This is a genomic window from Spiroplasma eriocheiris (assembly GCF_001029265.1).
In the GTDB taxonomy this organism is placed as follows: domain Bacteria; phylum Bacillota_I; class Bacilli_A; order Mycoplasmatales; family Mycoplasmataceae; genus Spiroplasma; species Spiroplasma eriocheiris.
The window spans coordinates 439,887-459,807 of the sequence record NZ_CP011856.1 but is presented as its reverse complement, the minus strand read 5'-3'; the positions used below and the strand labels follow the sequence as shown (position 1 = coordinate 459,807).

Annotated in this window: 23 protein-coding genes and 1 pseudogene; 2 read left to right on the top strand and 22 right to left on the bottom strand. The window is 29.3% G+C overall.

Going from position 1 to position 19,921, the window contains the following annotated elements; all coding sequences use genetic code 4:
* Positions 1 to 115 precede the first annotated feature (115 nt).
* From SERIO_RS02175 to SERIO_RS02150, 6 genes are all read right to left on the bottom strand, one after another.
* Positions 116 to 373 carry a hypothetical protein gene (locus SERIO_RS02175; RefSeq protein ID WP_047791269.1) on the bottom strand — a complete coding sequence of 86 codons (258 nt, stop codon included), beginning with the start codon at positions 371 to 373 and terminating at the stop codon, positions 116 to 118.
* Positions 374 to 402: 29 nt separating this feature from the next.
* Positions 403 to 987, bottom strand: coding sequence for a lipoprotein (locus SERIO_RS02170; protein WP_047791268.1), 585 nt, complete (start codon positions 985 to 987; stop codon positions 403 to 405).
* A gap of 346 nt (positions 988 to 1,333) precedes the next feature.
* Positions 1,334 to 2,635, bottom strand: a complete 1,302-nt coding sequence (locus SERIO_RS02165; RefSeq protein WP_053040811.1) for a DEAD/DEAH box helicase — start codon at positions 2,633 to 2,635, stop codon at positions 1,334 to 1,336.
* A 175-nt stretch (positions 2,636 to 2,810) separates the two neighbouring features.
* On the bottom strand, positions 2,811 to 4,298 hold the full coding sequence (locus SERIO_RS02160; RefSeq protein ID WP_047791267.1) for an MFS transporter: 1,488 nt from the start codon (positions 4,296 to 4,298) through the stop codon (positions 2,811 to 2,813).
* 441 nt (positions 4,299 to 4,739) lie between these two features.
* A complete protein-coding gene (locus SERIO_RS02155) occupies positions 4,740 to 5,369 on the bottom strand; it encodes a DUF2278 family protein (RefSeq protein WP_047791998.1) in 630 nt (209 codons plus the stop codon).
* Positions 5,370 to 5,580: 211 nt separating this feature from the next.
* A complete protein-coding gene (locus SERIO_RS02150; RefSeq protein ID WP_047791266.1) occupies positions 5,581 to 6,342 on the bottom strand; it encodes a Pr6Pr family membrane protein in 762 nt (253 codons plus the stop codon).
* A gap of 286 nt (positions 6,343 to 6,628) precedes the next feature.
* On the opposite strand from SERIO_RS02150, the gene SERIO_RS02145 reads away from it, so the two are divergent.
* Positions 6,629 to 7,078 carry a hypothetical protein gene (locus SERIO_RS02145; RefSeq protein ID WP_047791265.1) on the top strand — a complete coding sequence of 150 codons (450 nt, stop codon included), beginning with the start codon at positions 6,629 to 6,631 and terminating at the stop codon, positions 7,076 to 7,078.
* 38 nt (positions 7,079 to 7,116) lie between these two features.
* On the opposite strand, the gene rpmA is transcribed toward SERIO_RS02145, so the two are convergent.
* The 5 genes and pseudogenes from rpmA to SERIO_RS02120 all read right to left on the bottom strand — a co-directional run bounded on the left by rpmA (position 7,117) and on the right by SERIO_RS02120 (position 10,147).
* Positions 7,117 to 7,407: a 50S ribosomal protein L27 gene (rpmA, locus tag SERIO_RS02140; RefSeq protein ID WP_047791997.1), complete on the bottom strand. Its 291-nt coding sequence runs from the start codon at positions 7,405 to 7,407 to the stop codon at positions 7,117 to 7,119.
* A gap of 5 nt (positions 7,408 to 7,412) precedes the next feature.
* Positions 7,413 to 7,724: a ribosomal-processing cysteine protease Prp gene (locus tag SERIO_RS02135; RefSeq protein WP_047791264.1), complete on the bottom strand. Its 312-nt coding sequence runs from the start codon at positions 7,722 to 7,724 to the stop codon at positions 7,413 to 7,415.
* Positions 7,725 to 8,048: 324 nt separating this feature from the next.
* Positions 8,049 to 8,339 (bottom strand): annotated as a pseudogene (gene rplU, locus SERIO_RS06725) (50S ribosomal protein L21); the annotation flags it as partial.
* A gap of 147 nt (positions 8,340 to 8,486) precedes the next feature.
* The gene (locus tag SERIO_RS02125; RefSeq protein ID WP_047791262.1) at positions 8,487 to 8,930 is read right to left on the bottom strand and encodes a hypothetical protein; all 444 of its coding nucleotides are present in this window, start codon (positions 8,928 to 8,930) and stop codon (positions 8,487 to 8,489) included.
* A 14-nt stretch (positions 8,931 to 8,944) separates the two neighbouring features.
* On the bottom strand, positions 8,945 to 10,147 hold the full coding sequence (locus tag SERIO_RS02120) for a CvpA family protein (RefSeq protein WP_047791261.1): 1,203 nt from the start codon (positions 10,145 to 10,147) through the stop codon (positions 8,945 to 8,947).
* A gap of 168 nt (positions 10,148 to 10,315) precedes the next feature.
* On the opposite strand from SERIO_RS02120, the gene SERIO_RS02115 reads away from it, so the two are divergent.
* Positions 10,316 to 10,735, top strand: a complete 420-nt coding sequence (locus tag SERIO_RS02115) for a hypothetical protein (protein ID WP_148553413.1) — start codon at positions 10,316 to 10,318, stop codon at positions 10,733 to 10,735.
* Between the two features lie 45 nt (positions 10,736 to 10,780).
* On the opposite strand, the gene pyrE is transcribed toward SERIO_RS02115, so the two are convergent.
* The 11 genes from pyrE to SERIO_RS02065 form a co-directional block, all read right to left on the bottom strand.
* Positions 10,781 to 11,401 (bottom strand): orotate phosphoribosyltransferase, encoded by a 621-nt coding sequence (gene pyrE / locus SERIO_RS02110; protein WP_047791259.1) that lies wholly within the window; start codon positions 11,399 to 11,401, stop codon positions 10,781 to 10,783.
* The gene (gene pyrF, locus SERIO_RS02105) at positions 11,402 to 12,103 is read right to left on the bottom strand and encodes an orotidine-5'-phosphate decarboxylase (protein WP_047791258.1); all 702 of its coding nucleotides are present in this window, start codon (positions 12,101 to 12,103) and stop codon (positions 11,402 to 11,404) included.
* A 9-nt stretch (positions 12,104 to 12,112) separates the two neighbouring features.
* Entirely contained in the window at positions 12,113 to 13,024 is a 912-nt protein-coding gene (locus tag SERIO_RS02100; protein ID WP_047791257.1) for a dihydroorotate dehydrogenase, read from the bottom strand.
* Positions 13,025 to 13,034: 10 nt separating this feature from the next.
* Complete coding sequence (locus SERIO_RS02095; RefSeq protein ID WP_047791256.1) at positions 13,035 to 13,796, bottom strand: iron-sulfur cluster-binding protein; 762 nt, start codon at positions 13,794 to 13,796, stop codon at positions 13,035 to 13,037.
* On the bottom strand, positions 13,797 to 15,059 hold the full coding sequence (locus SERIO_RS02090) for a dihydroorotase (protein WP_047791255.1): 1,263 nt from the start codon (positions 15,057 to 15,059) through the stop codon (positions 13,797 to 13,799).
* Positions 15,060 to 15,063: 4 nt separating this feature from the next.
* Positions 15,064 to 15,948, bottom strand: coding sequence for an aspartate carbamoyltransferase catalytic subunit (locus SERIO_RS02085; RefSeq protein WP_047791254.1), 885 nt, complete (start codon positions 15,946 to 15,948; stop codon positions 15,064 to 15,066).
* 68 nt (positions 15,949 to 16,016) lie between these two features.
* Positions 16,017 to 16,145, bottom strand: a complete 129-nt coding sequence (locus SERIO_RS06825) for a hypothetical protein (protein ID WP_257787437.1) — start codon at positions 16,143 to 16,145, stop codon at positions 16,017 to 16,019.
* A gap of 87 nt (positions 16,146 to 16,232) precedes the next feature.
* Positions 16,233 to 17,012: a ribosome-inactivating family protein gene (locus SERIO_RS02080; protein ID WP_047791253.1), complete on the bottom strand. Its 780-nt coding sequence runs from the start codon at positions 17,010 to 17,012 to the stop codon at positions 16,233 to 16,235.
* Positions 17,013 to 17,207: 195 nt separating this feature from the next.
* The gene (locus tag SERIO_RS02075) at positions 17,208 to 17,822 is read right to left on the bottom strand and encodes a hypothetical protein (RefSeq protein WP_047791252.1); all 615 of its coding nucleotides are present in this window, start codon (positions 17,820 to 17,822) and stop codon (positions 17,208 to 17,210) included.
* Positions 17,823 to 17,933: 111 nt separating this feature from the next.
* Positions 17,934 to 18,986: a lipoprotein gene (locus tag SERIO_RS02070; protein WP_047791251.1), complete on the bottom strand. Its 1,053-nt coding sequence runs from the start codon at positions 18,984 to 18,986 to the stop codon at positions 17,934 to 17,936.
* An 18-nt stretch (positions 18,987 to 19,004) separates the two neighbouring features.
* Positions 19,005 to 19,913: an ABC transporter ATP-binding protein gene (locus SERIO_RS02065; RefSeq protein WP_047791250.1), complete on the bottom strand. Its 909-nt coding sequence runs from the start codon at positions 19,911 to 19,913 to the stop codon at positions 19,005 to 19,007.
* Positions 19,914 to 19,921 lie beyond the last annotated feature (8 nt).

The following is a 19,921-nucleotide window of genomic DNA, read 5'->3' as shown; positions in this document are numbered from 1 at the left end:
ATTTTTTTAATTATTGCTATTTTAAAATGTCTTCTCTCCATATTTAATCAAAATAAAAAAAGATGTTTTATTCTAAAATAAAACATCTAAAGATAAGGAATAATTAATTTTATAATTAACTATTAGTATTAGCTGTAAAATTTACTGTAAATTTTGCAGTATTACCTTGAATTAAAGTTGATGTATCTTTTGATTTAACTGTTAATTTTGCACCAGTTGTCATATCAGCACCTTCTTTAATTGCAGTAATCCCATCAATTATGTAATCAATATCTAGAACTGTTCCTGCAACTACTTCATCAATTGCTTTTTGAACAGCATCTTTAATTGCAACAATTGCTTTGTCTGCTTCTTCTTTAGTAATGGTTGCCACAGCATCTGCTTTTTGTTCTCCAACAGTAATTACAACTGATGAAATATCTTTTTTTCTGCTGGTGGTGTAACTTCTTTTACAACAACACTAATTTTAACTTCCATTGTTGTATCAGTTTTTTCTCATTTATATGTTGTAGTTGGTGTTGTTTCATCAGCGTATACTAGTGCTGATTTTACAGTAGTATCTTCAACAGCTTTTGCTTCTGTTAAAGTTAATGTAACTTCAACTTTACCATCTTCTGTTGCTACTAAATCAGTAGCTGTTCCTGACACAAAAGCAATTAATTGATCAGCCGCTGTTGGTACAGCTGCACTTGCTTCAAGAGCAACACTTTTAATTTTTGCACCTTCAGCTTGTCCAGTAGTTAATAATGTATTAACTGTAGCAACATCAATGTTTGCAGAATCAAAATTATATTTGTCGTCTTTAGCACTAACCCCATATTTTCCCATATCTGCTACAGCGTTGCTTGCATCATATGATGATTTAAATGAATCAGTTAAATCATTTGATGGTGTATCATTTTTGTCTTCTTTGTTACATGCGACAACTGATGAAGCACCAGTTGCTGTTAAACCAACAGCTCCTAAAATATCTAATAATTTTTTCATGTAAAATACCTCTCTTAATTCTATTTTAATTTCTTAACCTCTATAAATAATTGGAAATCGATATTTTGATAAGCATAAATTAGTCTTTCATAAGACTTATTTTGTTTATCGCAACTATTTATTATACTTATACATATATCTTTCTTTCCTAAAATTAATGTTAATTAAAAGGTCTAGTAAAAACAATAGATTTCATTATTGCAAAAAAAAAAAAAAAACATTTTTTATCTTAAAAAATATTCAATAAATATAGAGTTTAAATTTTAGTAAATTATATAATTATTATTTTTTTCATATTTATGAAAATAATAAAAAACTTCCTATAAATAAGAAGTTTTACTAATAATTATTTAGTTTTTTTAAAACGATAATCAAATTGATAATCTTTATGGTTCTTAGTAGTTGAATGCTTAGTATTCCATTCTTTTTTAGTTTTTGACGGTTTATTTCATGAACGGTTATTTTTACTATCAAATGCTTTTTTAAATTTTGGCATGGAACTAGAATGTGATTTTGAAAAATCTTTTGTCAAATTATAACTACTAATATCATAAGGGTTAATTGCTTTTTTTTGATATTGTTCAATTTTACGTAAATCATTCAAACTATTACGAGAATTAATAAAAGTAATTGCCGTTCCTTTAGCACCAGCACGAGCAGTTCGTCCAATCCGGTGCGTATAACTTTCTAATTCAACAGGTAAATCATAGTTAAAAACATAATCAACTCCATCAACATCAATTCCTCGTGCTGCAACATCTGTGGCAATTAGGACACTAACTTCTTGATTTCGAAAAGCTTGCATTGAACGATAACGGTCACCTTGTTTTTTATCACCATTAATAACTCGAGACTTAATTCCCTGACTAGCTAATAATTTAGCAATTTTTTCAGTATACATTTTAGTATTTGAAAAGATAATGCTTAATTTGGGTTTTAATTCTTGGTATAACTTAATTAACACTTCTTCTTTATTTAGTCCATACGTATCAATGTAATATTGATTAATATTGTTTTGTTCGAGAGTATTTTTTTGAACCGTAATACTAACTGGGTTCTTTTGATAAGTATTAGCAATTTCCAACACTGGTTTTGACATTGTTGCTGAAAATAATAAGGTTTGGTAATTTTGGGGCGCATTATTAAAGACTAAATCAATATCTTTTTTAAAGCCCATTTTTAACATTTCATCTGCTTCATCTAATACTATTGTTTTAATATTATTTAATCTTAATGTATGACGATTAAGATGATCGGCAATCCGTCCAGGGGTTCCAACTACCACATTTGCTTTTTTTAAAGCATAAATTTGGCTTTTAATTTGTGATCCTCCACATAATAATGTTGCATTTACTCCGTGTAAAAATAACGCGTATTTACGAACCTGATCTAGCACTTGGGTTGCTAATTCGCGGGTTGGACATAATATTATTGCTTGTGGTTTTTTTAAATTAACATCTAAATTATGTAAGATTGGTAAAACAAAGGCCGCTGTTTTTCCGGTTCCGGTATGTGATTTTCCAATAATATCGTAATTATCAATGGCAACAGGAATTGCCTTTTGCTGAATTTCCGTTGCCTTCACATAACCCGTTTTTAAGATTGCTCGGTGCAATTCTTGTTTTAAATTTAATTCATTAAAATTCATTTCGTTCTCCTTTATCGATATAGCTGTCAAAATAATAAAATTGCTATGGAATCTTGCCAATCGCTAGCTATATACATTTAGAATTATCTGTAAATGAAACTAATGTAAATTATTTAACAACTTAGTACATTATATCACTAATTTCCAAAAAACGAAAAAAGTTATTTTTTTTAAGTTAATGATCTGGTCTTATTCATTGGCTTAATGTCACCCCGGGAATATGCTCTGAAGATTTAATCGTTCCGGCTAAAACTCGACAATCAAAGTCATGATTTTCCCGGCTAAAATATTCCCCACTAAGGTGTTTAATAGTCAAAAAGACAAAAAGCATTAATAATAATGTGATGGCTAAACAAACCATCAAGATGATTATTACCAACAAATGAAAATTACTAAAATTGAAACTATCATCTTGCACTACTGGTAAATTCCAATCAACATTAATATTATTAAAAAGACCACGGTGGGTTGTACTAATTGCGCGCTGAATTAACTGCGCAACAAAAGTTGTGAATGCGTTTAAAGCGGAAAAACAACCAGTGACCGGACGGCGACTAATTCGATAATTTCAAACAATTGCTAAGGAGAATATTATGGTAAAGATAATAGCAAAAGCAAAACCATTTAATAATTGACCAACAAGTCATAATTCTGGGACCTTCGTAAAACTAACAAGCAAAAAGTAAACAATTCATAAGCTAAAGGCAATCATCATTGCTTTTCGAAGTCCTCATTTTTTAACGACCATTGGATATAATAACCCCCCGGCCATAATTTGGGCAATTCACCATAATTCTTGGGTTAAATGTAAATATTTTTTAACTAAATTAAGGTCATGATAAGCTACCCAAGTTTGTTGAGCTAATAATAAATTGTAAAAATCACCCTGGGAAAATTCTCGAATTAATCCTACAAAAAATAAAATTACTAAAATTCCCCCTACTTTTCATCACGAAAAGTTTTTAGCTAATTTTAAGCGTTCAACATTAAAAGCACCCTGGTATGCTTTTTGTTCTTTTAAGTTAAAACATAACCCAAAAGAAATAACCGTAAAAATTAACATTAAACTAAACACCAGATAATAATCGAGGGTTTGATTTTGGGCAATACTTTTAACAAAATTCAATAAATTAGCCCCACTTAAATTAGCAATAATCACCACCGGAAATAGTAACGAAACAGTTAAAAAAGAATTGCTACGGTATAAATAGACTTCATTAAAACATAAGTATCAAATTGAATTAGAAGCAATGGCAATTCCAAATAATAATGCACAAATAATAAAAGTCACTTGCTGATGAGGAGCACTTAACGCAACAATTATTCCAATTATAATACTAAAATATGACAACCAAAACCAAAATCGGCGGTTTAAAAGTCCGGTAATCCATGACGCTGGAATAAAAAAGATTGTCGCATAAAAACTAGCACTTACTGCAACTAAAATACCAATATTTTTTCAATTAATATTAGCAGTAAATAACATAAAATTATAATTTAAGTTTAGAATTATTGATAATGCTAACCAGAATAAAAAATGTTGAATAATAAATGATCACTGTTTTTTAGTTGTTAAATGCCGACGAACCAAAAAAGCAGCATATAAAGTAATTATTAAAATTGTTAATAATGGGTATAAAAGTAAACTATCTCAGTTATTCATTCCAATCCTCCCCATTATCGTTACTACCTTGCACAATTATTAATAAATTATTAAAATTGTTATTCATAGATAACTTCCCCTTCTATTATGATGGTTTTCTTATTAAAAAATAAAAAAACGCATCGAAAAACTATGCGTTCATTTAATTTAACCGCGCTTGAACTAGAATGCGCTCTGTAACTTAGTTATATTTTATCATATTAATTTAACAAAAACTGGTTAAATTAACTAATGGAATATTTTTTTATAAAACCATTGACTTTTTTTTTTTTTTTTAGAATAAGACCATAGAATAATATTTATAAAGTTATTCTATAAAGCGTCGATATATTTAGATAAGAGTTTTTGATATGCTAAATCTTTTAGGATAAGATAATCAAAGATTATCAATAAAAATTAATTCTCCGGTACGGGAGAATTAATTTTTATTTTTTTGGCTTTTTATAAGGGGTCCCCATTGTCATCGGTCTTAATTGCTTGACTTTGGAAAGCAAAAAAACAACCAAATGGAATCGTATTATGTTGTTCATCAACAATAATTAAGGCACCATCTTGTCATATTCCATTTTCATCTCGATAACGGGGATCACTATTGCCTTGGTTCATATGAACATCATGAATCCCCGGGATTTTATTTGAATAAATTTTACCCCACACACATATTTTATAATTAGGATTATTAATTGCACTAGCAAGATGTTTAGAAATCATAATTTCTAAAGCTTGTGATTCATTACTAGGATCTAAAGGTAAAACCTTCATATCATTAATATCAAAGATCCCACTGCGTAAATAGTCAATTGCAATCCCATGGGACCCAGTTGGTAAATTACGATACTCTCCCTCTGGAATGTTAATTGCTTTATTTAAAATTGGATGGTTCATTTCATGGGCAAAATAATATTTTAAATTATGAGGCGCTATTTTTGAATACACATTAATTGCTACTTCATAAACTTGAGCTAAGGCATAAATTTTAATAATATAATGGGGACTTTTATTATAAGAACTTATCCCTTCCACGGTTGTTTGGATAACTTGTCCTTTTAATAATGCATAACTGTTCATCATTGGCGTTCCTTTCTCATTAGTATTATCTCTCACTTATTTCTTATTTTATCATTAAAAGAATTAACTCCTACTTGACTTTTTTTTTTTTTTTAGAATAAGCGTATAGAGTAAATGATTTTTATTTATTCTATAAAGGCAACGCTTTGTTAATAACTAATTTAGGGTGTAATTTATTAAAAATTAAAAAAACCTCATTAAGAGGTTTTTTATATTATTTTTGCAGTTTTCTCTGTCCTAATTTATAGCAAATTGTGTTATATAAGGTAGCTAGACCAAAAACTAAACCAGCAATAATAATGATAGCAATTACAAACCACGCGGCACCTGGTAACCCAGCAAATGGCTTATGAACATTTAAAAAGAAATATTGATAAGGATAGGCTTTGCCTGCTTGTCAACGAAATTCTCCCCTAATCATGTTGAAGATTCCTCATAAAATTGGGTAAAAATATAACTTTCAAACTTGTTTATTTCAATACTGACGATTCGGAATAATTTCATTCTTTGGCATCATAAATAAGAAATAAACAATCATGGCAATTGGACAAACCATATGTTGGATAACAGTTAAGAATCATCCCATAGCATTAGTAGGTTGCGCAGCGGGTAATAACATTGCGTTATAAATTAAAAACGTAATTGAAATATAAACGGTAATTGCTAGGGCCATGTTATAACCTAATCATTTGCTTTTTCCCTCATATTTTGGAAATAAACCGGCAGCTAATAACCAAACTCATACTAAAATGTTAGTTTGAATGGTAAAAAAACTGAAATAATTAAAAGTAAAATCACCCTTATCTTTCATAAAATTCTGGGAAGCTTCATCACTTCAAGCAGCATTTGGGGGAATTGTAATGCCATTCACTAACGGACTAATTCATCCGTATAAACAAACAGCCCCAATTAAACCGCCAAAAAATAATTTATAATAGACGCGTCAATCTTTTCAAGTCTCCTTTTGGTAAAACACTAACTATCAAATCCTTTCATTGTTTTTATCATAAAAGTATTATAACAAATATAAAAAAAATAATAATAATAGTTATCAAAAATATTCAAAAATTATCAAAATCTAAGGAAAAAGCAATCATTTTTTTAAACAACTAGCACGGGTTTTTGTTATAATTAATTTAACTCACACAAATAATTATTCACAAAATTATAAAATTTAATTTGATAAAGAGTATGTAAAATGCCATCAGTAATAAATTTATGTTTTTACTAGTGGCTTTTTTAAATAGAAAGAAGAAAATAACATGTTAAATAAAGATATAAAACAAGAAATTTTAGAAGTTAGTAATATTGAAATTAGCAAAATATTAGATGATCCAAGTTTAGATGAGGAACAAAAAGATTCACAAATCAAAGAAATTTTTAACAATATCCAAACAATCTTATTTTACGAAGTTAATGAGCAATTAAATACGGTAAACGATGAGATTGCAACAGAAATTAAAAAAAGTGAAGTTGAACTAGAGAAAGTATTATGTGATTCAGCATTAAATGCTGAACAACAACAAACCGCAATTGAAAAAATCATTCAGGATTTAATTACTATGATTGATAAACTTTTTCAGCAAAAACGCAATGAAAAGGTAGTTAAACAAGAAAAACTTGCAATTTTAAAAGAAGAAAACGAAGCAAAACTTAATAGTTTACTTGATAAAGCCTTTCAAGAAACTAATTCAGATTCCGAAACAAGATAAAAAAATAAGGATAATTTAATCCTTATTTTTTTAATGTTTTATTTACTATCTTTGGCATATACTGAAACTTTAGTTTTATTTTTTCCAAAGCGTTCATATTTAACAGTCCCATCAATTAATGCAAATAAAGTATCATCCCCACCACGAGAAACATTAACTCCCGGATGAATTTTAGTTCCGCGTTGACGATAAATGATTGATCCCGCTCTTGTTGCTTGACCATCAGCTTTTTTTGCTCCTAATCTTTTTGAGTGTGAATCACGACCATTTTTAGTTGACCCAACTCCTTTTTTCGAAGCAAATAATTGTAATCCTAATAAGAATTTCATCATTACTATGACACCTCCTTAAAACTAATATAGTTTTGATACTGTTGATAAATTGTTAATAATTGATAATATAAGGTATTTAAAATAACTTGTAAATTATGAGTATTTTTAATAACCTTAATAATTATTAACCCTTCGTTAATGGTAAAGTCACATGTATCATTTTCAAGTTGGTCAATAGCGTTTAATCCACCACTAGCAATTCCAGTAATTGCGGCACAAACTAAGTCTTTTCCAACTTCACCAGCATTGGCATGACCAGATATTTCAACTTTACTTATTATGTTTTCAGTTTTATAAAAATTTATTTTAATCATAAATTATTTAGCAGATTCATCTGTTTTTTTCGCTGGTGTTGATTTTGATGTTGATGTTTTTGTTGTCGAAGTTGCTTTTGCTGTTGTTGTTTTAGCAGCACTAGCTTTTGTTGAAGTTGCTTTTGCTGTAGTAGTTTTTGTAGTACTTGCTGTTTTTGGCGCAGCTGTTTTTGGTTTTGCCGTTGAACTAGCTGAGGCCGCTTTCGGAGCACTTTCTTTAACTTCTACTGCCACCGCTGGTTTAGCTTCTGGCTTAACTTGGGCTGGCGCTTCTGATTTTTCAACACTTGGAGCAGCTGCTTTTTTTGCAGTTCCTGCTAAAGCAATATCTTCAATTTTAACTTTTGTATAAGGCTGACGATGACCAGCTTTGGTATGTTCATTTTTCTTAGGTTTATATTTAAAAACAATGATTTTCTTTTGTTTTCCTTGTTTTAAAATAGTACCTGTGACACTAGCTCCTTTTAAGAAAGGAGTTCCTACTTTGCCGTCAATCATTAAGACTTCATTAAAGTTAACTTTATCGCCTTCATTTCCTTCTAACATTTCAACAAAAATTTCATCACCTTGTGAAACTTTAATTTGTTTTCCACCAGTTTTGATAATTGCAAACATTTTTACACCTCCAGTTTATACTCGCCTAGTAAGTAGATAAGTGTTTCATATCCTTTTGGTACTTAAAAGTCAAAGAGCGGTTGAAACTGAAACAACCATAAGTAATTATATCTAAAAAAATATTAAATTCAATAAAAATAATAAATTCTACCGAGTTTGTTGGACATTATTTTGTTTATTATTAAAATGACCAAATAAAATAACTATTCCGCCAATAATCCCTGCAAATAAAATATCAATAATAGCAATTAAATATTTATAAGGATCTTTCCCGTTCAAAAAACGCTGGTTTAAAATAATAACCGGAATTTCAATAATAACAATAACTAAATAGCAGATACTAGCTGCCAAAGAAAAGACCATTTTTAAATTTTGATTAATATTCATTGTTTTATCTAAAATATTTAACACAACGCCAACTAAACCAAACATTAAGAAAAAAACAAGAATCAAAGATGCTAATACTAAAGAAATAATGGCTCCGCTTTTAAAACATCCTGTCACTGGCTGGTTGCTGTTTATTGGTGCTACAGAAGCCGGAGGATTATTGCTTCTTACTGGTTGTTGAGAATTATTTACATTATTAACCATTTAAAAATCTCCTTTTAAAACCACTGACTAAATTGGACATAATTTTGATAATTTGGATCTTGATTTCCGGGATTAACAATTGTCATTCCTAAAACATATTTTCCAATAATAGCATTAAATGTTTTTAATTGCTCCGCTCCCGGAGCAATTTTTCCTAAAGTATAAAGGTTTTTTAACATATTATATAATTTATTACCATCAGTAATGGTTGGGGTTAAATCATTGGGATTAGCTTCGGCTGCTGTTTTTAAACCAGGGAAATAAACATAAGTTTTTGAAGTATCATTCATCATTTCTTGCATTGCAGTTCCGTTAAATATTTTCCGGGGGTTACTATTTTTTCATTTGTTAACTTCCCCATTAATATCACTTCAGTTAATTGTGGCAACGGGTAATTTGTCAGTTTCTTCTTTAATCTTTTCAATTACAGGACCGATTAAATTATCAACAACTTCATTTTTTTGATCTTCTGGTAAATCTTTAATAATATCGGCAACATTATCTTCAAAATGACCAGGGTCAGTAATTGTTTCAATAATATCACTTAAATCACCCGGGTTATTTTTTAATCCTACGATAGTTCAAAACCAATAAGCTAAGGCATCTCCGGTTTTTTGAACTTTTAAATCAGGAAAAATACTAAACATTTTATCAGCTGAAGATTCTCTAACTTTATTAGGGTATTTTTCCTGGTCACTAGTTTGGCCTTTATCAATAATTTCAGTAATATTTTGATTGAAATTATTACTATTATAAAAAACTTTACTACTCATAATATTAGTAATAAAAAAAGCTAAAATCATCATTGTTAAAAAGCCAAAAATCCCGCCTAATAAGTAATTTATTGGTCGGTTAATTTTGACTGTTTTAAAATGTCCCCGGAGCGTTGTTAAATAAACAACCAATAAAATTATATTTGATAAGAAAAATCATCCTAAGTACACTAAAATTGTTGCTACTAACATCGAAACAATAATTGAACCAGCTGCTAACTGGGCGTTACTACTAAACATATTTTTAATGGCTGGATTAATAATATTAGCAAACGGTTCAATTAAAAATCCTTGTAATAAAAATAAAATTACAAAGAAAATAATATTTGCCCCTAAAAAATATAAACCACCTAAAGTCTTCATAAAACATCCAACAACTAAACCAACAGCTAATAGGCCAAACACAATTCCTTCTCACATTGCAACGGGACCAATATTAATCATCAACTGTTCCTCCATTTTACTATTATTAATAGTTTTTTCTTTTATTAATTATATAATAAAACTTTCTAAAAACATAATCTTTGAAACTAATAATGTTTAATTTTTAAAAAATTCTTAATTTAAAACTATTATATAATTAAGAAAAGCATCAATAAAGAAGGAAACTACATGAAAAAAATATTATCTATTATCGCTTGTTCTATTTTAGGAAGCAGCGTTAGTTCTCTTGTTATGACAAATAATAATTTTAATAACAAGACTACTGAACAAGAAAATTATATTTATCAAATTAATATCTTAAATTTTAAAATTAATTTGACAAAGAGTCATTGAACTGATCTCTTTAATAAAATTATTCATCAACCAGGGAGCTATGAACAATTTCAAGTAATTAATGCTGATTTGCAACAGCTACCCCATGATTCGGGAGTTACAAGTGCCAATATTACCGGATGTGCACAAGCAATGGAAGCCGGATTAGACCCCATTATGAAAAATATCGGGACTAATGGTATTCTAATTTATATTTCAATTATCACCGTTGATAAACATACTTTTTATCAATTAGAAACTGCCACTCCTTATTAAAATAAAATTATTTGTTATTAAAAAATGTTAGAATTCCTAACATTTTTATTTATTATTTAACTGTTCTTTAAAATTAAGAATAATTTTTTGTTCACTCGAAGTTAATAAAGCATTATCAGGATTTACTAATTCATCTAAATCTGTTAAAGCATAATAGTTAAGATTCATCTTTTTAAAATTATTAAGTGCTTTTGGTAGTTGATAACTAAAAATTGCTAAAACACCAAGGACCTTAACCCCCGTTGCTTGTAAAGAAGCTACAACATCTAATACCGAACCACCAGTTGAAATTAGATCTTCAATAACAATCACCTGGTCACCCTTTTGATAAACTCCTTCAATTTGGTTTTGTTTACCATGGTCTTTTTTACTACCCCGCACATAACCCATTGGTAGTTGCATTAAATTAGCAACCAACATAGCATGCGGAATCCCCGCTGTTGCTGTTCCAAAAATTGTGGTAACCTTGTAATCACCAAATTTTTCCTGAATAAGATTAACAAACTCCTCGGCAATGGCGGTTCGTAAATCAGGATAACTCATAATTAATCGATTATCAATATAGATTGGGGATTTAATCCCACTTGCTCAAGTGTATAATTGAGTTGTATTAATATTAATCGCTTTAATTGCCATTAACTTTTGTAAAATTTCTTTTTTGGTCATTTATTTTATTTTCCTTTCCTGGTTAAATTCTTCGTAAATTTGATGATAAGTTTGGTAGGGATCGCTCGCCGTGGTAATTGCCCGTCCCACAACTAAATAATCTGCTTGGTACTCCCGCGCTATGGCAGGCGATGCCACTCGTTTTTGATCAGTTTGGGTTGTTGATAATTGAATCCCCGGTGTAATTGTTTTTAACTGTGGATATTGGGCTTTTATTTGTTGTGCTTCTAATGGTGAGCAAATAACACCATAATAATTAGCATCAACCGCAAGTTTTGCAAAGTTAAGAACTAATGCCTCGGAAGTTAATGTATCAGATAAAAACATTTCTTGTAAATCTGAATTATCTAAACTAGTTAACACTGTAACTCCTAATAATTTGATATTATGTTGTTTGGCAAGAATACTAGTTAACTGTAAAGCTTCTTTACCACTAGCCAAATGAATTGTTAACATGTCAATTTGATATTGACTTAACGATTGGAGAGCTTTTTTAACTGTTACGGGAATATCATGTAGTTTTAAATCTAAAAAGATTTGGTGGCCTTGCTGTTTTAATTCATTAATGATTTCTAAACCTTCACTATAAATTAGCTCCATTCCTAATTTTAAAAATAATTTTTCAGATTTAAAATTATTTAAAAAAGTAGTTAGTTCTTGTTTATTATTAAAATCACAAGCAATAATAATATTATTCTTCATCTTTTCCTCCTAACGGTGCGCAGCACCTACAATTTCACTAATATTCTTTAAATTATTTTCTTGACAATATTTTTGTAACCCCGCCTTAATTTCTAACACTAATGAAGGATTATTGAAAAGACCAGTCCCCACAGCAATAACGGCAGCACCAGCCATTAAAAATTCAAGGGCATCACCAACCGAACTTATGCCGCCCATTCCAATAATTGGAATTTTAACAGCTGAGTAAACTTCATATACCATCCGCACCGCAATTGGTTTAATACAATCACCAGATAAACCACCAATTTTATTGGCGAGAACTGGTTTTTTAGTTTGTAAATTAATTTTCATGGCGGGGATGGTATTAATTAGTGACAAACCATCAGCTTGTTCCTCTTCGCACACCTTAGCAAATTGCTTAATATCAGTAACATTCGGAGATAATTTTACAATTAGTTTTTTCTTTGTTAAAACTCCCCGCACCGCACGGACTACTTTTCTCGTTAAATCAAGATTAGTACCAAATAAGATTCCCCCCTCTTTAACATTAGGACAGGAAATATTTAGTTCTGCAATATGGACTTCTGGAAGTTCATTAATTAACTTTGCGATTGCCAAATATTCTTCAATTGTTTTGCCATTAATGTTTACTATAATAGGGATCGTAAAGTTCTTAAAGGTTGGAATAATATTTCTTTTAAAATAATCAAACCCGGGATTTTCTAAACCAATTGAATTGATTAAACCATTTTTCACTTCGGCTAACCGAATTTGGGGATTACCGCTCCGCGGTTCTAATGTTATTCCTTTGGTTGTTAACATCCCTAATTCATTGGGATCAAAATAATTTCGGTAGCATTCGCCATAACCAAATGTTCCGGAAGCAGTTGTAATTGGTGCTTTTATTTCATATCCTAAAAAATTTGTTTTTAATGTCATTTGTTTCCTCCTAAAATACCCGTTGGATAACTGGGCCATCAGTACATATCTTTTTATTAACACCATCAATATTTTTAGTACATCCCATACAAGCTCCAGTTCCACAAGCCATATGGTTTTCATAAGAAATTTGATAAGTAATTTGTTCAGCTTCAGCAAGAGCTTTTATTTTTTCCATCATAATTTCAGGACCACACGTAATAATTAAATCAACCTTATTTTTTTGTAAATATTGTTGTAAACTGACAACAACATTTTGGGGTTGTCCCAAGGAACCATCATCAGTACTTAAAAGATAATCTTTTTTAATAAAATGTTCTAAAATTGTCAGACCGTTTTTATTTCGCGCGCCAAAAATTCCCTGAAAATTAATTTGTTGCGCATTTAGTTGATCAATTAATACTTTTAAGGGAGCAATTCCAATTCCCCCACCAACGACTACCACATTATGATAAGGTGGAGAAATTATAAATCCTGATCCTAACGGTCCTTGCATTTTAATTTGTTGGCCAACTTTCCAATGCTTACTCATATAGAAAGTTCCTAACCCCTTAACTTCATAATAAATCTTCACAGTTTGCGCTACTTTATCAATATCAAAGAAACTAAATGGTCGTTTTAGGTACTGGTCAGCGGAAGTTTCAACTAGGACAAACTGACCAGGGTTGGCGTTGGCACTAATTAAGGGTGCTTTAAAAGTGGCTAAATATAAATTATCAGCAATTTGTTCATTATTTAATAAAGTAACAGTTTCAACTACTTGGTGTTTCATTTATTCTTCTCCTTCTAAACGGTAAATGGTACCTTGGTAAATATTCATAATTGGTCAACCAACTAGTGATTGGTTTAAAAAAGGGGTATTTTTTGATTTTGATTTTAATAACTCTGAACTAACAACTTGTTCCTTCGCAAGATCAATTACTACAAAATTAGCCAGGTTCCCGACAACTAATTCAACGGGGGGGTGGTTAATCAACTTTTGGGGATTAGTGGTTAAACACTTAATAATTGTTTTTAATGCCACTTGCTGAGTTTTAACTAATTTTGTATATAAAGTGGGGAATGTTAATTGTAAGCCGATAATTCCCATTGCTCCCGTTTTAAAATCAGCTTTTTCTGATTGGTGGTGGGGTGCATGATCCGTTGCAATAACATCAATAAGGTTCTCATTTAAAGCGGCAATTAAGCTTTGTTGGTCATCTTGTGAATTTAATGGTGGGTTCATTTTATAATTAGCATCATTGGTAATTACATCTTCATAACTAAGAGTTAAGTGGTGAGGAGTTACTTCACAAGTAATTAACTTATTTTTTTGCTTAGCTTGACGGAGTAATTCAATACTTTTCTTAGTTGACACATGACACAGATGATATGGTAAATGATGTTTAATTACAAAATCTAAATCTTTAATTAATGGTAAGGATTCATAACTATCATCAACCCCCTGTAAATCAAAATGTTTTGCTAGATTATTGTTTAAAATAACTTCGGTGGTTAAAGGAGCACGGCTATCAACATGTAAGGATACCAGTTGTTGATGTTGATGGGCAAAGGTTAGCACTTCTTTTAAAATTTGGTGGTTAGCTAAATAATTACCATCATCACTATAACCAATAACGCTATCCTTAACTGTTAATAAATCAACTAGTTCCTGCCCTGCTAAATCTTTGGTAATTGCCGAAAATAATTGCAAATTAATAGGTTGTGCTTTTAACTTCGGTTGGATACTTTTAATAATCTTAATATTATCAATTGTTGGTGTAGTATTTGGCATTAAACAAACAGTTTGGTAGCCGCCATATAGAGCACTTAGAGCACCCGTATGTAGATCTTCTTTATGGGTTTGTCCTGGTTCACGAAAATGGGCATGCAGGTCAATAAAACTTGGGGTAATGATTATGTCCTTGGTTAATTTAATTTCAGTTCCTAGAAGTTCTGGTCCAATGTTAATAATTTTATTATCTTCAATACTAATATTTGTTAGGACAAACTCATTTTCTAAATATAGATATCCCCCACTAAATGTATAAATCATTTTTTTATGACTCTCCTGCTAAAACATTATTTAAAAGAGTCATTCGAACATAAACCCCATTATGCATTTGTTTAAAAATTCGGGATTGGGCACATTCCACAACTTCATCATCAATTTCAATTCCGCGGTTAAAAGGTGCGGGGTGCATAATAATTGCGTGGGGAGGCATCTGGGCCACCAACTCTTCCGTTAACTTATAATTTCGTAAATAATCTAAGTGGTAATGTTCATCATCTGCAAACCGTTCAAATTGATATCTTAATAACATTACAATATCCATACTTGGGAGAGCTGTTTTTAAATCCACTTTTTCAACCCCTGGAATTTCTAATTCATTAATACATGAAATATAAACTTTCATCCCTAACTTTTGCATTATTTTAATATTTGTTTTTGCTACTCGGGAATACTTAATATCTCCCACAATCACTATTTTTAGTCCTTCAAAAGTTCCAAACTCTTCTTTAATTGTTAAGAGATCTAATAAACTTTGGGTTGGGTGGTTTCCCGAACCATCACCGCCATTTAAAATTGGCACATTAATTTTACCCACAAGTTGGTCATAATAATTGTTTTCACGATGGCGAATAACTAACGCATCAACTCCCAACGCTTCAAAAGTCTTTACGGTATCATACAAAGTTTCCCCTTTTTTAGTCGCACTATATGCTTCATTAAAATTCAAAGTTTTACATCCTAACCGGTGGGCCGCCATATCAAATGAATAATGGGTTCTGGTTGAAGGTTCAAAGAATAAGTTAGCAATTACTTTTTGTTGTTGATAATCAACTGTTTTTTGATTATTTTTAAATTTTAAAGCATCATCTAATAGTTCGTTAACATCACTAGATGTTCAGTTGTCTAAGTTTAAAATACTTTTGTTTTTCATTATTTTATACCTCACTTTTCTTACCTTTATTTGACATAAAAAAAAATTACCTAACTAATTAGAAAAGTCTAAATAGTTAAGTAAGTAATAAAATTATTAGGAGAGAATAAATAAGTTAATGATTGGAAAAAACCAACATAATTTCGAAATCTTTTATTTTTCAGTTCTCAAACAGTAGTTGTTTTTCTTCTTTTCATTTATTATCACCTTGCTATAAATAATACCAAAATCTAAAAATTTGTCAAAGAAAATTGCTAAAAATTTTTAAATGGATAGTTATTTTATTATGATTCTTTAGTTAAAACATTAAGATAATTTAAAGCATTATTTTTATTCCCAGCAATATAATCTTTACTTCATTGTGATCAATTCATTAAATAATCATCTTTAATTGTAAATCAATTAAGTGTTTGGTGCTGATTAATAATGGCATCCAAATCATATAAAACATTGGCAAAGCGGAATGCTTCTGCCGTTAATAAAATTGCATTAATTAAACTTTCACGAACAACTAGTTCAGAAAATTGGGCTGGAGTTTGCAGATTAGTAATCATCTTATTAAAACCATTATAAGTTAATTTAACTTCACTTAAACCAGCGGTTAGTGATCGATAATCACCATTATAATTTAATGATAGGTTATCTTTGGCCCCAGGATAAGTCTTATAATCAGCTTTGGTAAAATAATGGTAAATATTATTTTTGTCAAGAAAACCTTGAATATATAAACGATATGATTCTAACACTAAAGTAACAGATTCTGTTCCCATTGTTAGGGTCACATCAAAGGGGTGTTTTGTTTGATAATTTGGATTCATAACATATATTATTTCATCCGTTAAAATATTATGATCATTATTTTTATTTTTAAGATAAATATTGTCTTGATAAAATTGATGGTTTAATTCTAACATTTTAGGAACTGAATAATTTGATAAATTAATGTCATAATTACGATATTCTTTATTAATAACACTATGATAAGAATAATGATTCAGTAAGGGACTAATAATATTTGTTGTTCCCATTACTAAAGAACTTAAAATAATTAATAATTTTTTCATATAAATATTCTCCTATTAAATCATAATTATTATCTAAAATTTTATTAGATAATTAATTTTATTATAACTATAAATTATGTAATGTAAATATTTAAAATAATAACGAATATCAAAATCATACTCCTTTTAAACCATCTAAATCCTTAAATAAATTAGGAACAATAAAATGATAAAAAGTTGCTCAAAGCAACCTTTTTATCATTTTAATAAATCATCAATATTTTTAAAGGGCAAGGCATCAGTTGCAATTGATGGTCAAATATCTTCTTTAAATATTAATCTTGCTATTCTCAACGATGATACCATACTACTATTAGTTATAGTTGGAAAAATATCTAATTTATAGCCATGGAAATTAAATCAGAGGTTTCCATATCATTGATCCATTTTTCTTTCAAAATACCATTGTTTATTTGAATCATCAAAACCATTTACTAACTTAAATTCTTGATTGACTTTATCAGGAAATTCTATTCACATTCTATCAGTTTCTCAATTAAAATCAGTAAGGGTATCACCTAAAACCCTCACTCCTTGTTCAAATTCTTTAAACACATTTGAATAAATTTTAAGAATATCATTGATATGTAAATTATCCTTGTGGGCTTTGATTTCTTCATATAAACTTTTATTATTTATAAAATTATTTTTAAAACTAAAGTCAATATCTTGACCTCCTGCACTAACAAGTTTACCTAAAAATGATTGAGTTAAAAACACTCCCGCAACTTCAACAAAATAATTTCAATCAAATTCACGAGTTAATGTTTTTTTGATAATTAGTTGTGTTGAAATCTGTTCTAAAGCCATTCCTTTAAAGTTTCAATTAGTTAATGTGAAATTCCCAAACCCAAAAACACGTTCAGCTTCAGCAATTTTTTGTTCTCCTAAAAATTGTTCTAAATCAGTTTTGAATGTTGTTTATAGTTTTGTAAAATATTTTGTTAATGGTTGTGTAACATATTCTTTTTCTTTTCATCCAACTCGATTAAATTTAAAATATTCATTTTCTCATTCTCCGTTATTGCCTGATTGTATAGTAGTATTACCAAATTGTTTAGTTAAATTAGTTGTATAACTATTTATTGTTAATTCATCACTAAATCCTTGCATAATAGTTCCTTTTAAAATATTATAAACATTATTATTTAAAAACTGATTATCAGCATTTAAATCTTGATGATCTAATTTTTTAAATTCTTTAAATTTATTAGCATCCAGCTTAGTAAAGTCAACTTCTTGAATTGTTGTTTTTAAGTATTCAGATAAAGCATTTGATACAATTTTAATTAACTGTCCTAAAGCGGCTAAGTTATATGAAATATAAATATTATAATGATCAATGTTCAAGTTAATCGACTCAGCTTTCCCATCTTTCATGTATTGTAATTTTAAATGTAAGCTTCCTTCAACACGATAGACCTCTGTCAATTGTTCTGCAAGCCCTTCTTTTTCAATTTCTGCTTTCACAGCCGCATTATGAACCCCAATTGCATCGACAACAGACTGAGCATCAAATGCTTGTTTTGTTAATACAGAATTTTTAATATCAAAGTTTAAAATATTATTGACATCAATTTTATCAAATAAAACTGAATATTGTTTATTAGTTGCTAAAGTATCATTAATACTTTGCACAATGGGTTTTAAACCATTAAAAATTTTATTGTTAACATCAATGTTATTAATTTCTTGACCAGCAGTAAGTTTACCTAAAATATTAGCAAAATCTGATGGTTTCATTCCACCAGCTAATTGTGACATTGAGAATAAATTTTTGCGGTCATTAATAGTATGTCCAAATTGATTTGTAATATCATTTTGAACTGTTGATAATAATTGTTCTATTTTTTGATTATCATTTGGATTTTGAGCATTGTTATCATCTTTGCTACTAGAATGACAAGCAATTACATTACTTGCCCCAGTTGCTACTAAACCAATAGCTCCTAAAATACTTAGTAATTTTTTCATTTTTACATATCTCCTTATTTATTGTTTTGAATGGTGCAATTTATTTTGCATGTATTCCAAAGTTAATTCGTAATCCTTGACACTTAAAATTATGACCTTATTAAAAATAGCAAAATTAAATAATCTATTAAGTTCAAGAACATGGTTAACGCGTAAAATAATTTCTTTTGCTAAGTTGTTATAAAAATAAGATATTCTTCGATGTTTTAAATAACGTACAATTAAACGATTATTATTTGTTTTTAAAACAAAAATCTTATTAACATTAAATGGCCCCATTAACCCTGTATAAATTAATTTTCCATAACTTATTATTGTACATTCATCAATTAAATCTTTAACTTCATTTAATAAATGCGTTGAAAAGAAAACTGTTTTACCTCGACGTTTTAGTTCTAATAAAAAATTATTTAAAAATTTTCGATTCTTAGAGTCTAAGTTTGCCCCCGGCTCATCTAAAATAACAATATCGGGATCATGAACAATGGCTTGAATTAACATTAACCGATTTTTCATTCCACTAGAGAACGAGGTTACTTTTTTCTTATAATCTTTTCATAAATCAAAAATAATCATTAGTTCTTTTACTCTTGCTTTAGCATCCCGGGAACTTAAACCAGCAGTTTTTGCTAATGATAATAAATATTCAAAAGCACTAATACCACTTGGAAAATGCTCTAAATTTAAACAAAAACCAATATTAAAATTTGCTTTTACACTGCCAGCTTTATAACCATTGACACGAATACTACCCTCATATTTTTTTAAAGCACCAATAATGGATTTCATAATGACACTTTTGCCACTTCCGGAAGGACCAATAATCGCATGAATTTTACCGGGATTAACAACAAAGTTAATATCCTTAATAGTAAAATTTTTAAATTTCTTAACATAATCTTTAACAATAATTGAATGATTATCCATAGAGAACC